Source organism: Burkholderia sp. WTPI3 (genome assembly GCF_021483755.1).
Lineage (GTDB): Bacteria > Pseudomonadota > Gammaproteobacteria > Burkholderiales > Burkholderiaceae > Burkholderia.
In genome coordinates, this window is the sequence record NZ_JAGIXF010000126.1 from 1 (window position 1) to 14394 (window position 14394).

The 14394-nt window shown below is 69.0% G+C and carries 13 protein-coding genes; 8 read left to right on the top strand and 5 right to left on the bottom strand.

Annotated elements, in window-relative coordinates:
* A partial coding sequence (locus J7024_RS33975; RefSeq protein ID WP_234745870.1) for a TolC family protein occupies positions 1–565 on the top strand: 565 nt, incomplete at its 5' end.
* A 153-nt stretch (positions 566–718) separates the two neighbouring features.
* On the opposite strand, the gene J7024_RS33980 is transcribed toward J7024_RS33975, so the two are convergent.
* The 4 genes from J7024_RS33980 to J7024_RS33995 form a co-directional block, all read right to left on the bottom strand.
* Positions 719–1936, bottom strand: coding sequence for a porin (locus tag J7024_RS33980; protein WP_124826105.1), 1218 nt, complete (start codon positions 1934–1936; stop codon positions 719–721).
* Between the two features lie 508 nt (positions 1937–2444).
* On the bottom strand, positions 2445–3509 hold the full coding sequence (locus J7024_RS33985) for a phytoene/squalene synthase family protein (protein ID WP_124826106.1): 1065 nt from the start codon (positions 3507–3509) through the stop codon (positions 2445–2447).
* A gap of 292 nt (positions 3510–3801) precedes the next feature.
* The gene (locus tag J7024_RS33990) at positions 3802–5427 is read right to left on the bottom strand and encodes a rhodanese-related sulfurtransferase (protein ID WP_124826107.1); all 1626 of its coding nucleotides are present in this window, start codon (positions 5425–5427) and stop codon (positions 3802–3804) included.
* Between the two features lie 120 nt (positions 5428–5547).
* Positions 5548–6114 carry a cysteine dioxygenase gene (locus J7024_RS33995; RefSeq protein ID WP_124826108.1) on the bottom strand — a complete coding sequence of 189 codons (567 nt, stop codon included), beginning with the start codon at positions 6112–6114 and terminating at the stop codon, positions 5548–5550.
* Between the two features lie 74 nt (positions 6115–6188).
* On the opposite strand from J7024_RS33995, the gene J7024_RS34000 reads away from it, so the two are divergent.
* Positions 6189–7112 (top strand): LysR family transcriptional regulator, encoded by a 924-nt coding sequence (locus tag J7024_RS34000; RefSeq protein ID WP_124826109.1) that lies wholly within the window; start codon positions 6189–6191, stop codon positions 7110–7112.
* A 61-nt stretch (positions 7113–7173) separates the two neighbouring features.
* On the opposite strand, the gene J7024_RS34005 is transcribed toward J7024_RS34000, so the two are convergent.
* Positions 7174–8496 (bottom strand): acyl-CoA dehydrogenase family protein, encoded by a 1323-nt coding sequence (locus tag J7024_RS34005; RefSeq protein WP_124826110.1) that lies wholly within the window; start codon positions 8494–8496, stop codon positions 7174–7176.
* A gap of 406 nt (positions 8497–8902) precedes the next feature.
* On the opposite strand from J7024_RS34005, the gene J7024_RS34010 reads away from it, so the two are divergent.
* From J7024_RS34010 to J7024_RS34035, 6 genes are all read left to right on the top strand, one after another.
* The gene (locus tag J7024_RS34010) at positions 8903–9988 is read left to right on the top strand and encodes an LLM class flavin-dependent oxidoreductase (RefSeq protein WP_124826111.1); all 1086 of its coding nucleotides are present in this window, start codon (positions 8903–8905) and stop codon (positions 9986–9988) included.
* Between the two features lie 20 nt (positions 9989–10008).
* Complete coding sequence (locus tag J7024_RS34015) at positions 10009–10854, top strand: class II aldolase/adducin family protein (protein ID WP_124826112.1); 846 nt, start codon at positions 10009–10011, stop codon at positions 10852–10854.
* 42 nt (positions 10855–10896) lie between these two features.
* Positions 10897–11931, top strand: coding sequence for an ABC transporter substrate-binding protein (locus J7024_RS34020; RefSeq protein WP_124826113.1), 1035 nt, complete (start codon positions 10897–10899; stop codon positions 11929–11931).
* Positions 11932–11935: 4 nt separating this feature from the next.
* On the top strand, positions 11936–13027 hold the full coding sequence (locus J7024_RS34025; RefSeq protein ID WP_175750560.1) for an ABC transporter permease: 1092 nt from the start codon (positions 11936–11938) through the stop codon (positions 13025–13027).
* Positions 13021–13836 carry an ABC transporter ATP-binding protein gene (locus tag J7024_RS34030; protein WP_124826115.1) on the top strand — a complete coding sequence of 272 codons (816 nt, stop codon included), beginning with the start codon at positions 13021–13023 and terminating at the stop codon, positions 13834–13836. Before J7024_RS34025 ends, J7024_RS34030 begins: the two co-directional genes overlap by 7 nt.
* Before the next feature lie 53 nt (positions 13837–13889).
* Positions 13890–14394, top strand: a 505-nt coding sequence (locus J7024_RS34035; RefSeq protein WP_234745871.1) for a c-type cytochrome, incomplete at its 3' end; no start/stop codon positions are given.

Here is a 14394-nt window from a genome sequence, read left to right on the forward strand (position 1 = left end):
CGCGCACGAACGGCCTGACATCCGCGCGGCGGAAGCCGTGCTGCACCAGGCGAGCGCGAACGTCGGCGTGGCCACGGCGAACCTGTATCCACGTTTTTCGATTTCGGCAGGAGTCGGGTCGGAGCGCACGCGCATCGTCGATATCGTGAGCGGGCTCAATGTGTGGAACGTCGGCCTGGGCCTGACGCAGCCGCTCTTTCACGGCGGCGAGTTGCGCGCGAGGAAACGCGCGGCCGAAGCGGCGTACGACGCAGCATTCGCGAGCTATCGGGAAACCGTGCTGCTGGCCCTTCAGCAGGTCGCCGACGCGATGCGCGCGGTCGAACACGATGCCGCCGAATTGCAGGCGAGGGACACCGCTGCGCAACAGGCAGCGGCGAGCAACGCGATTGCCGGCGACCGCTACGCGGCGGGCGGAATCAGCCTGATCGACCTGCTCGACACACAGCGACAGGCACTGCAGACCACGCTCGACCGGACGCGCGCGCAAGCCGACCGGCTTGCCGATACGGCGGCGCTGTTCCAGGCGCTGGCGGGAAACTGGGCGGATGATTCGCATCACTGACCGCGGGATGGCGCGAGCACGCGTCGTCGAACGCGCCTGACCGACAACCGCACCCACGCTACGCAGCCCGCACGTACCCACGAAAAAAAACCGGCCCGAAGGCCGGTTTTTTCAGACCGCATGCCGTGAGCGGCGCTCGCGCGCCGCGCGACATCAGAAGCGGTGGATCATGCCGACACCGACAGCGATCTGGTTCTGCTTCGAACCTGCGCCCACGCCATCGCCGATCGACGTCGTTGCCGCAACGACGCCCAGCGTCGGGTTCCACGTCTTGCCGCTCGAGTGCTGGTAAGCCTCAAGCGCGTACAGACCCGTACGCTTCGACAGGCTGTAGTACTGCGACAGCGTGACCTGGTGGTACTTGGCTGCACTCGTGATGCCGTTCGACTGCGTTGCTGCCGTGTACGAGTAGCCTGCCGCGAAGTCCCACTGTGCCGCCGCCTTCCAGTGCAGCACGGCGCCTGCCGTGTTGAAGATCGCGGTGTTGCGGAACGACGAGCTGACGCCCGGGGTGTACTTGACGTTCGAGTACGATGCCGAAATATCCCATGCCGGCGTGAACTGGTAGCCAGCCGTCACGGCAATACGTTGCTGCGACTGTGCCGTCGCGTAGCCGTTGTTGATCGACGAAACGGCCGGCTGGTTGCCATCGCCCGAGGCCGTCAGGCCGTTCTGCACCGTCGAGTTCGCGCCCCACACACCGCCGCCGAGCGTCGAGTTGTTGACCTTCTGGTAGCCGACCGCGATGCCTGCCGGGCCGTTCAGGTACTGGACCGCCGCGCTCCACGTCGAGCCGCGGTTCGTGCTGCCCGCAACGCCGCCGAACGAGTAAGAACCGCCGACCGTGAAGCCGTAGAACTTCGGCGACATGTAGACGAGCGAGTTGTTCGCGCGGTAGCTGGTATCCAGCGAGTCGATATCGCCCGGGTGCGCGCCGTAGTAGCCGGTCAGCCAGGTCGTCGGGCTGTACGGCGACAGCAGCGTGTAGTACGCGGTGTACTGGCGGCCTGCCGTCAGCGTACCGTACGTCGGGTTGGTCATGCCGACCCATGCCTGACGCGTGAAGATGCCGCCCGAGAATTGCGACGTGCCGTTGGCCGTACTGAAGCCGGCTTCCAGCTGGAAGATCGCCTTCGTGCCGCCGCCGAGGTCTTCACTGCCCTTCAGGCCGAAACGGCTGCCTGCCCACACGCCGGTGGACATTTGCACCTTCGAGTGACCACCGGAGGTCGCGCCGACGCTCGACGAGTTGTTCTGGTAAGCGATACCGTTGTCGACGATACCGTACAGGGTGACGCTGCTCTGGGCGTGGGCTGCGGTAGCGGCTGCAAGACCCACTGCCGTCATGGCGAAAGCGACGCGCTTTTTCATTGATTCTCCGTCCTCAAAGAATGATTTCTTTTCTGGTGTGGTTTTATGACACATGTGCGAGTACATGCCGGCGCAATTCTGACGGATTACCAATTGTTTCCCAATACGCACAGTCGGTCATCGTATGATCGACGCAACGCGCGGGTTCACCAAACGGTTACATAACACCTTGAAACGCTTATGCAGCGGGCCTCTCCGGCATTTCACGGTGAAAACCCTAGCTTTACATTTTGACTGGCGCAACGCGACCGTCCGATGTCGTCAGACGCCTTCCGGTGAAATACATCTTACAAATGCGCAACCGCGACTGACTCCGCGACTGACTGTGCGATTCACGCCACGATTCACGCCGGCGGGCAGGATCGCTGACGTTCATGACACCCACATTTCGGAACGTGAAATCATGAAAACGTTTCAGCCGAAGCGGGAGATCGGGCGGGAGATCGGGCGGGAGCGGCCCGGCGAACGCGGGCCGAAAGAGGATGCCGGCGCGGCGCGCCGGCGACATTCAACGTGAGGCGGACTGCGCGATCCGTGCGTCGACCGCATCGATCAGCGTATTCATCCGCGCGCGGATCGCCGTGTTCGAACCGACGAGCGCGAGCGACGACGCCATGATCCGGTAGATCCGTTTTCTCGGCACCTTCGCCGGACTGGCCGGATCGAGCCACGCATCGTGCGCGGCCACCAGTTCGAGCGTTTCAAGGCCGATCATGATCGGCCACAGGCAGGCAAGCCGCAGCCGCACGAAGCGGCGCGGAATCGCGAGCGTATACAGGCACGCGTCGCGATACTGCGCGAGCGTCACGCGCAGCAGGTCGAACAGCACGCCGCGCGCGCGCGTCGACGCGGCGGGCGACATCAGGTCGGCGGCACTCAACCCGTGCGCGGCCAGCACGTCGTCCGGCAGGTAGCAGCGGCCGATGCGCAAGTCCTTCGCGCAGTCGCGCAGGATGTTGGTCATCTGCAGCGCCTTGCCGAAACGGATGCCCTTCTCGCGCATGTCGGGCAAGTCCCAGCCGCGCGCGGCCTTCGTGTGCGCGCCGGTCATGTCGGTCCAGAATTCGCCGACGCAGCCGGCGACCAGATACGTGTAGCGGTCGAGCAGATCGCGGGTGGGCAGCGATGCGACCTGTCCCGACTGCTCGTCGGGGAAAGTGCGCAGGTCGAACTCCATCCCCGACGTCAGCGTCGCGACGACCTTGCGGATCGAAGCGCTGTCCGCGGCCGGCTGCGCACGCAGCAATCCGAGCATCGGCTGCATCGACCCGAGCAGCACGTGCTCGTGCGAATCCGTCTGCATCCGCGTCACGTCCTCGAGTGAGCGCGACAGCGCTACGCCGTCGCCGAGCCGCTCGATCTCGTCGCGCAACCCGGTGAGCAGCGCCGCACGACGATCGGGCGCGACGAGCGCCGTGTCGGCGATCGTGTCGGCCGCGCGCGCCAGCAGATAGGCCAGGCCGACCGGGTCGCGCATGCCGTCCGGCAGCACGCGCAGTGTCAGGTAGAAGGAGCGGGAAACGTTCTTCAGCAGGTCGCCGAGCAGGTAGGCGGGATCGGTTTGAGTCGTCATGGATCGGTAAAAATCGGCCGGTGCGGGCCCCGAACGCCATGAGCGGCGGGCGTCCGCGCCGGCCCGCGAGTCGCCGCATCGTCGTGCACGGGCGGGTGCCGGCCCGGCGAGGCGATGCAAAAGTCCCGCAAGTTTAGTGCATCCGGCCCGCCGCCTGCCCTGCGACGGCCGGAATGCGCCCGATTCGGCCGCCATCGCCCGTCCATGCGATGCATTGCACGCGATGCCCGGCCGGATATGCGGCGACCGGGCGCGGCGAACGTCGTGTCGCGCGCCGGTTGCCGCGCCGTACTCAGATCACGCCGAAGTGGTGCGTGCCGTCCCGCTTCAGTTGATCGACCAGCCCGTATTCCCAGTCGAGATACGCCTGCATCGCGGCCGCCGCGTTGTCGGTGCCTTCGTACGGGCGACGGTAGCGGTCGACGCGCGGCGACGCCAGGCGCGTCTCGCCGTGTTCGAGCGGCAACCCTGCCTCGATCCACGCGGCCGTGCCGCCCGTCAGCACCGCGATTTCGGCGGAAGCCGGCAGCAGCGCGCGCGCATCGTCCGCCGCGAACCGCGCGAGCAGGCTCGAGCCGCACGTAAACACGTAGCGCTGCGCCGGCGGGATCGCGGCGAGCGCGGCGCGCAACTGCGCGCGCACGACGAACCACGCGCCGGGGATATGGCGCTTCACGTAATTCGCGCTGGTCGTCACGTCGACGATCGCGATCTCGCCTTCGGCCCCCTGCTTCAGCCAGCCCGCGAGCGTCGCGGGCGACACCTCGGCGGCCCGCGGCGTCGCCGGCACGTCGCGCGGCGGCTGGCCGCGCTCGGCGAACGCCGCCGTGCCGGCCGGTTCGACGACGCGCACGTCCCAGCCCATCTGCGCGAGCCACGATGCGCTCATGTCCGCGCGCACGCCGTCGTCGTCGGCGAGCACGATCCGCGCGCCGCGCACCGCCGCGTGGTGGTCGGTTTCCTGCACGAGCTGGCCGCCCGGCGTGCTGAGAAAACCCGGCAGATGGCCGGCCTCGTATTCCTCCGGCGTACGCACGTCGAAGCGGTACAGCGTGCGGCCCGGCTCGTCGAGCGCGGCGACGTCCGCGAGCGCGATGCGCGGCACGCCGGCGCGCTCGGCCACGGCGCGCGCGGCGCGGCGGGCTTCGTCGCGCTGCGTGGCATCGATGTCGTCCGGAAAACGTCGCGCGGCGCCGCGCTCGAGTGTCTGGCCGGCCAGCGTCCAGCCGATCGTGCCGTTGCGCAGCGCCGCGACCGGATTCGGCAATCCCGCGTTGATCAGCGACTGCGTGCCGATGATGCTGCGCGTGCGGCCCGCGCAGTTCACCACGACCTGCGTCCGCGGGTCCGGCGCGAGCGCGCGCACGCGCAGCACCAGTTCCGCGCCCGGCACGCTCGTCGACGTCGGAATGTTCATCGTCTGGTATTCGTCGAAGCGGCGCGCATCGACGATCACCACGTCGGCCTTCGCATCGATCAGCGCCTGCACTTCCTGCGCCGACAGCGACGGCGTGTGGCGCTCGGCCTCGACCCATTCGCCGAACGACTTGCTCGGGACGTTCACGTCGATGAACAGCTCGCCGCCCGCGGCGAGCCAGCCCGCGAGGCCGCCTTCGAGCACGCGCACGTCGGTATAGCCGAGCTGTGCGAGCTTCGCGGCCGCGCGCGGCGCGAGATCCTCGCCGTCGGCTTCGCCGTAGACGACGATCGATGTGTCGCGGCGCGGAATGCGCGTCCAGGCGTCGAGTTCGAGCTTCGACAGCGGGAAGTTCGCGGCCCACAGCGGATGGCCCTGCGCATACGGGTCTTCCTCGCGCACGTCGATCAGCGCGACCTCGTCGCGGGCCAGCAGGCGCGCGCGTACGTCCTGGTACGACGCGGCGGGAAAACGGGAAGTGGAATCAGCGGATTGCGTCACGATGTCTCTGTTGAATTCTGTTGAAGTCGGTGAAGAAAGCGACCGGAAAACGGATGAATCTTGCGGCTGCCGGCGCGCGCAACGGGCCGCGTCACGCGCATCCGGCAACGCGCATGCGCATCAGGCATTCGAATAGCCGGACACGAACGGCTTCACGGTGCCGTCGTCGAGGAACACCGCACGCTCGACCTTGCCGATATTCGCACCGTACACGTGGATGCTGATCGACACCTGGTCGGCGAACGCGTTGGTCACGCGATGAACGTCGCCGATGCGCGGCGACACAGCCTCGACCTCGCCGGGCCCAAGCCGCACCGCATCGCCCGCCGGCACCGGCTTGCCGGTCGAGTCGAACCGGTACGGCTGCGAAAACTCGCCGCCGCGCAGCATCCCGATCAGCCCCCACACCGTGTGGTTGTGGATCGGCGTCGTCTGGCCAGGCCCCCACACGAAGCTGACGACGGAGAACCGCTCGTCGGGATCGAGATGCAGCAGGTACTGGCGGTAGCGCTCGGGGTCCGGTTGCGCGAACGCGTCGGGCAGCCAGTCGTCGTGCGCGACGAGTGCGCCGAGCAGCGCACTGCCCTCGTCGAGGATGCGCGCCTCGTTCGCGCCGGACGCGAGCAACGCGCCCAGCCCGTCGACGAACGGACGCAGCGGTGTCTGATGCAACGAAAGCGTACTCATCGGCTGCCTCCTCGAATATGATGCCGAATATGATGGATCGTCATGATGCACCTGAAAGACCATGCAGAACAAACATGAAAATTAGCGATATCGATGCTTTTGCAGCGGTCGTGCGCTGTCAGACCCTGAGCCAGGCCGCAGCCGAACTCGGAATGACGCAGCCCGCGATCACGCGGCGCGTGCAGAATCTCGAGGAAGCGCTCGGCGTGACGCTGCTCGACCGCAACACGAAGCCGCCGCGCCCGACCGACATCGGGCTGCAGGTGTTCGAGCAGTGTCGCGCGATCCTGCGCGAAGTCGATGCGCTGCGCGAACTGACGGCCGGCCAGCGGCCGCCCGCCGGAGAATTCCGCGTCGGCCTCACGCAGGGGCTCGGCGAGCTGATGCTGCCCGGCCTGATCGCGCAGCTCGCCGAACCATGGCCCGCGCTCGCGACGCAGGTCACGACCGCCTGGGGCGGCATGCTCGTCGAGCGCGTCGCGCGCCGTGAACTCGACGCGGCGCTGGTATTCCTCGCACGCGAGATGGTGCTGCCGCCGCAGGTCGAAGGCATTCGGCTGCTGGCCACGCGGCTCGTCGCGGTCGGCCGCAAGGGCGACTGGCCGCGCCGCAGCTACCGGCTCGCGGATTGCCATGCGCGCGGCTGGGTACTCAATCCCGACGGCTGCGGCTTTCGGGCCGGCCTGCGCCGCGCGCTCGACGCGCAGGGGCTGCCGATGCCGGTCACGCTCGACACCCATGGCCGCGACCTGCAACTGCAGAGCGTCGCGAACGGATTCGGTATCGGGCTGATGCCGCTGCCGCTCGTCGAAGGCAGCCTGCTGCGCGATGCGCTCGACATCGTGCCGCTCGCCGATTTCAAACCGCAGATCGACCTGTGGCTGCTGCACCGGCAGGATGCCGCGCGCTTCACCGCGCCGCTCGCGGCCCTGGCCGCGCATGCGCGTACGGCGTTCGCACTGCCCGCGGATACGGCCGAGCACGACGAAGCCGCCTGAGCCGAACCAGCGGTGCCTGCACGGCGTCCTCCCGGTTGCGCCCACTGCAACACCGCCCCGCTCACGCATCGTTTCGACCGGATGCCGGCGCGTGGCGTGACGACTCTTCGGCCTCCGCGTTCGTCGCCGCGCGCCGCGCCGCCGCATCGAGCGCCGCACGCCCGGCCGCGACCGCAATCGCATCATCCTGCGGCGTATGCACGCGGCTGCACAGCACGTCGCGATAGTGGCGTTCGAGCGGATTGCGCCGGCTCAGCCCGTGATTGCCCGACAGCTTCAGCGCGTGCTCGACGACGCGGATCGCCTGTTCCGTCACGGTCCGCTTGACGAGCCCGCTCGTCGTCACCGACGGCGCGTCGCCCGCATCGGTGCGCGCGATGTGATCGTCGAGCAGCACGCGGTTCGCATGCAGCCAGCCTTCGATCTCGCCGACGGCCTCCTGCATGCGCGGCAGCGTCGCGAGCGGTGCACCGAGCCCGCTCGGCGCGCGGGTCGTCGCGAAATCGAGCAGCCAGTCGCGCGCTGCGCGCGCCACCGCGTCGTAAAGGCTGCCGAGCAGCGCGACCATCCACGCCTGCTGGTCGGCCTGCGCGTCGGCATCCGCGTGACTCGCGGCCGACACGGCCCATGCCTCCGGCGCGCGCACGTCCACCGCATGATCGGCGGGCAACGGCACGTCGTCGAACACCGCCTCGTGGCTGCCCGATGCGCGCAGGCCGAGGTGATCCCAGCTTTCGATCACACGGATCCGCGCGTCGTCCGCGCCACGCTCGCGCGGCACGAGGAACACGCCGACGCGCGGCTCGGGTTCGTCGGTGCGCGCCCACACGGCCAGCCAGCGCAGCGCCGGCATGCCGGTGCTGTACAGCTTGTGACCGGACAACCGCCAGCCGTCGCCGTCGCGACGCGCGATCGTTTCCGGCAAGCCGCCGCGCGATGGCGAGCCGAGCGCCGGCTCGACGCGCAATGCGTTGATCAGTGCGCCTTCGTCGACCGCGCTATCGAACACCGCCGCTCGCAGGCGCGCGGGCCAGCGGTTGTCGGCCCGGCCGAGCGCGCGATGCTGCAGATACGTCATCGTCAGCACCAATGCGGTGGCGGGATCGGCACGCCCGACGGCAGCCACGATCCGGCTCGCCTGCGCGAGCGTCGCGCCGGCGCCGCCATGCTCGCGCGGCACGACCTGGGCGATCAGCCCGGCGCGATGCAGCCGCGCGAAGTTCTCGTGCGGGAAGCGCCGTTCGGTGTCGTTGCGGGCAGCGTCCGCGGCGAGTTCGGGTGAAAGGCGCTCGAGCAGCGCGGCGACGCGCGCATCGTCGGCAGGCAGATGGCGCAGCGACGACTGCTGCGGAGGCGGCGAGGAGGCAGCAAGGCTGGCGGACATCGGTACGGATTCCCTCTGTAACGGCGTAATCGACTGGGTTGCGCAACGGCGGAGATCGACAGGCAGGTGGCGCGGCGGCGCTCGGCAGCGGATCCTTCGACCCGGCGTCGCCGATGCCCCGGCGTTCGGCAGCGCACCCCGATGGGCCGCGCCCCCCCGGGCGGCATCCCGATCCGATGCATACCCGCGCCGAAGCCGTCCGCGACACGCAGCCGCCACCCTCCCGATTCGATCGCGAGCCCACAGCGTATGCGCAACGCGCAAGCCCCCAAACCATGCAAATCTGATATTCAAATCGGGATTGATTATTTCCGTTCCGCATGATCGCGGCGGTAATCTGCGCTCCATTCCCGCCCCGGACGGCCGCCGCTGGCCGCGCCGGGCCGCCCCAGCACCGGAGACCCAGATGAGCGTCGAATTCATCGGCATGATCCAGAGCCAGAAGCAGTCGGAAATCCATCCGCCGTCCGGCCCCGTCGTCGACCCCGACTATGTCCGCGCGTTCGCCCGCGCACACGAAACAGCCGGTTTCGACCGGATCCTCGTTCCGCACCACTCGACCGGCCCGTCGGCCACGCTGACGATCGCGTTCGCGGCCGCCGCGACCGAACGCATCCACTTCATGCTCGCGCATCGTCCGGGCTTTACCGCGCCGACGCTCGCCGCGCGGCAGATCGCGACGCTCGACCAGTTCAGCCGGGGCCGGCTCGCCGTGCACTTCATCTCCGGCGGCTCGGACAGCGAACAGCAGCGCGACGGCGATTTCCTCGACCACGACGCGCGCTATGCGCGCACCGACGAATATCTCGGGATCCTGCGGCGCATCTGGACCGAAACGAAGCCGTTCGATCACGACGGCGCGCATTACCGTTTCACGCAGGGCTTTTCCGACGTGAAGCCGTTCCAGCAACCGCACGTGCCGATCTACTTCGGCGGCGCGTCGGAAGCGGCGCTCGAAGTGGCCGGCAAGCACGCGGACGTCTACGCGCTGTGGGGCGAATCGCTCGACCAGGTGCGCGATCTGACGACCCGCGTGCGCGCCGAAGCCGCGAAGCACGGCCGGCAAGTGCGCTTCTCCGTGTCGTTCCGCCCGATTCTCGCGGCAACCGAAGACGAAGCGTGGGCGCGTGCGCATCGAATCCTCGACGAAACGCGCCGGCTGCGCGAAGCGGCCGGGCTCGGCGCGGGCGGCCCGCAGCAGAGCGAAGGCGCGCGCCGCCTGCTCGCCGCGGCCGAACGCGGCTCGCGCGTCGACAAGCGGCTGTGGACCGAGATCGCGAAGCTCACCGGCGCGCGCTCGAATTCGACCGCGCTGGTCGGCACGCCCGAACAGGTTGCCGATGCGCTGCTCGACTACTACGACCTCGGCGTGACGACGTTCCTGATCCGCGGCTTCGACCCGCTCGACGATGCGATCGACTTCGGCCGCGAGCTGATTCCGCGCGTGCGCAGCGCCGTCGCCGCACGCGACGCCGCGCGTCGCGCAGCCTGACGCCTACGGAGACGCCCGCCATGTCCGCCGTCCTGTCTTCTTCCTCGCCCGTACGCACCGCGTCGGGCCTCGTGCTCGCCGACACGCCGCGCCAGCATTTCTGGTTCGAACCGTCCGAGCCGCGCGTCGACGTCGCCGCCGAGCGCCGCCATCGGCAGGAGCGGCTCGCGGCCGCATTCCGCCTGTTCGCACGCTTCGGCTTCGCATCGGGGCTCGCCGGCCACATCACCGCGCGCGATCCTGAATTGCCCGACCACTTCTGGGTCAACCCGCTCGGCGTGCATTTCTCGCAGATCAAGGTGTCGGACCTCCTGCTCGTCAATGCACGCGGCGAAACCGCGATCGGCAACCGGCCGCTGAACAAGGCCGCGTTCGCGATCCATGCGGCGATCCACGACGCGCATCCGCACATCGTCGCGGCCGCGCACACGCATTCGACCTACGGCAAGGCGTGGTCGACACTCGGCCGCACGCTCGATCCGCTGACGCAGGACGCATGCGTGTTCTACGAGGACCACGCACTGTTCGACGACTTCACGGGGATGGTGGTCGATACGAGCGAAGGCGCGCGGATCGCCGACGCACTCGCGAAATCCGACGGCACGACGCACAAGGGCGCGATCCTGAAAAACCACGGCATCCTGACGGCCGGCCCGACCGTGGAAGCCGCCGCGTGGTGGTACATCGCGCTCGACAACGCCGCGCATACGCAACTGCTCGCCGAAGCGGCCGGCACGCCGCAACCGATCGACCACGCCACCGCGCAGCACACGCATGGCCAGATCGGCGGCCCCGACGGCGCGCGGCATGCGTTCGACAGCCTGTTCGCGCGCGTCGTCGCCGACGAACCCGACCTGCTCGACTGAACACCCTCGCACGAAACCGGAACCGCAACCGGAGACCACACCATGACCGATACCACCGCATCCGCGCCGCCCGGCGCGCACGACGACAAACGCCGCCGGCTGCTGCGCGCGGCTGGCGCGGCCGCGCTCGCCGCGCCGGCGATCACGCTCGGCCGCAAGGCGTGGTCCGCGCCGCCGCTGAAGAAGCTCACGTTCGCGTGGAACCAGAACGCGTTCTGCCTGACGCCGATCGTCGTCGCACAAGAGAACGGCTTCTTCGAGAAGAACGGGCTGAAGGTCGAGCTGATCAACTACAGCGGGTCGACCGACCAGTTGCTCGAATCGATCGCGACCGGCAAGGCCGACGCGGCGGTCGGGATGATCCACCGCTGGCTCAAGCCGCTCGAGGCCGGCTTCGACGTGAAGATCGTCGGCAGCTCGCACGGCGGCTGCGTGCGACTGCTCGGTTCGAAGACGGCTGGCGTCACGACACTGCAGGCGCTGAAGGGCAAGACCGTCGGCGTCAGCGATCTTGCCGCGCCCGGCAAGCACTTCTTCTCGATCCTGCTCGCAAAGAACGGCATCGATCCCGAACGCGACATCACGTGGCGGCAGTATCCGGCCGACCTGCTCGGCGTCGCAGTCGACAAGGGCGAGATCCAGGCGATCGCCGACGGCGACCCGAACCTCTATCTGCTCGAGAAGCGCAGCAACGGCGCGTATACGGAACTCGCGACGAACCTGTCCGGCGAATACGCGCACAAGGTGTGCTGCGTGATCGGCGCGCGCGGCGACCTCGTGCGCAACGACCGGCCGGCCGCTGCCGCGCTCGCGCGCTCGATCGTGCAGGCCACCGAATACACGCACGACAACCCGAACGAAGCCGCGAAAGCGTTCGCGAAGTATTCGCCGAAGATCAGCCCGGACGACCTGCGCAAACTGTACGCGACGCTGACCTATACGCACCACCCGACCAACGTCGACCTGCAGCAGGAAATCGCGTTCTATGCGGACGATTTCCGCCGCATCAACGTGCTGAAGAAGAGTACGGACCCGCAGCGCTTCGCGCAGCAGGTCTATGCGAACGTGCTGGGGTGACGCGATGTCGACGATCGAACACGCCTCCACCGCACGCCCCGCGTCGGCACGGGACGGTGCCGCCACCGCTGCGCCGTCCCGTGCCGCGTGCACGGCCTGCGACGCCACGCTCGCGGCCGAAGCCCGCCGGGCCCGCACCTGGCCGACCGGCATCGTCGCGGCGCTCGCGTGGGCCGTGCTCGGCGCGCTCACGCAGCTGTGGCCGAACCGCATCGCCGGCTTCACCGAGTGGGCGTACACCGACACGTTCGGCACAGCCGCGTGGGCGATCGCCGCGCTGCTGCTCGTCGTCGCGACACTCGGCCATCGCGTGCCGGCCACGCGCGCACGGCTCGCCCGCGTGCGGCCGGCCGGCCCGTGGCTCGTCGCGCTGCCGCTCGTGCTCGCCGCGTGGGAAATCGTCACCGCGAAAACCGGCTGGCTGCCGACGCCGTTCTTCGCGCCGCCGCAGGCGCTGATCGAGGTGTACGTCGACGACTGGCCGCGCCTCGCCGGCAGCGCCGGCAATACGCTGAAGCTGCTCGCGCTCGGCTTTGCGTACGGCGTCGCGGTCGGGTTCGCGGTCGGCGTGTCGATCGGCTGGTCGCGCCGCATCGGTTACTGGGTGCATCCGGTGCTGCGCGTGCTCGGCCCCGTGCCGGCCACCGCGCTGCTGCCGCTCACGTTCTACTTTTTCCCGACCAGCTATTCGGCCGCCGCGTTCCTGATCGCGCTGGCGACCGGCTTCCCGGTCGCGGTGCTGACGTGGTCAGGCGTCGCGAGCGTGAACCGGCAGTACTACGACGTTGCGCGCACGCTCGGTGCGAACGCGCGCTTCCTGGTGCTGCGCGTCGCGATTCCAGCCGCGCTGCCGCACGTGTTCGTCGGCATCTTCATGGGGCTGAGCGCGTCGTTCACGGTGCTGGTCGTCGCCGAGATGATGGGCGTCAAGTCGGGACTCGGCTGGTACCTGAGCTGGGCGCAGGGCTGGGCATCGTACGTGAACATGTATGCGGCGCTGATCGTGATGGCGCTGCTGTTTTCCGGGCTAATCGCGCTGCTGTTCGCGGTGCGCGACCGTGTGCTCGCGTGGCAGAAAGGAACCGTCAAATGGTAAGCGCCGCCGTTCTCGACTCGTCCGTTTCAGCGGCGCCCGCTGCGGCAGCGCCGCGCGGCGCGCGTATCGACATCCGTCATGTAAGCCACGCGTTCGACGGCCCCGGCGGCCCGCTGCCGGTGCTCGACGACGTCACGCTGTCGGTCGCGGCCGGTGAGTTCGTCGCGCTGCTGGGCCCGAGCGGCTGCGGGAAATCGACGCTGCTGCGGCTCGTCGCGGGCCTCGACGCCGCACGGCAAGGCACGATCGCGCAGGACGGCGCGCCGATCGAGCGGCCCGATCCGTCGCGCATCGTCGTGTTCCAGGATCCGACGCTGTACCCGTGGCGCCGCGTGCGCGCGAACGTCGCGCTCGGCCTCGAAGCACGCGGCGTGGCGCGCACCGCGCAACATCGCGTCGACGATGCGCTCGCGCGCGTCGGACTGCAGGAATTCTCGAACGTGTTTCCGCATCAGCTGTCGGGCGGGATGGCGCAGCGCGTCGCGCTCGCGCGTGCGCTCGTCAACGATCCGCGGCTGCTGATTCTCGACGAGCCGCTCGGCAAGCTCGACTCCCTGACGCGGCTCACGATGCAGGCCGAACTCACCGCGCTGTGGCAACGCGACGGATTTTCCGCGCTGCTGGTCACGCACGACGTCGAGGAAGCGCTGTTTCTCGCGCAACGCGTGATCGTGTTCGGGCCGCGTCCCGCACGGATCGTCGCGGAACTGCGCGTCGACCTGCCCTATCCACGCCATCGCGGCGACCCGCGCCTTGCCGAACTGCGCCACGAGGCGCTGCGGCATCTCGGACTCGATGCGAGCTGGTAAATGCGCGGTGTCGTTCACTGGCTGGCCGGTTCGCGGCGGCAAGGGCCGCGCCGATGAGCGCGCCGCCACTCGCCGACTGGGCGCTCGTATTCCTGCAACTGCTGTATCGCGTGCAGACCGCGCTGTCTCAGACGCTGCATGCGGCCGGCCTGACCGGCGACGCCGACGGACAAGCCGCGTGGCCGTGGACACACCGGATCGCGCTGGAAACGCTGCGCATCGACGCGGGGCTCACGCGGCAGCTCGCGTTCGCGGTGGCAGCGACCGCGCTCGCCGTCGTGCTCGGCGGCATCGCGATCGCGTCGCGCAAGCGGCGCGTGGCGTCGGCGGTCGCCGCGCTGGTCATCGCGTGGTTCGCGCCGTGGCCGCCGTCGTCACTCTGGCTCGCGCCCGCCGTGCCCACGAGCTTCCAGCGCAATCCCGCGCCCTTTTCCGTAGCCAACGTGATGCTCGGCGCGCATCTGTATGCGCAACGCTGCGCGGCCTGCCACGGCGCGGACGGCCGCGGCGAGGGGCCGCTCGCCACAACGCTCGCGCACTGGCCGCCGACCTTCGCCG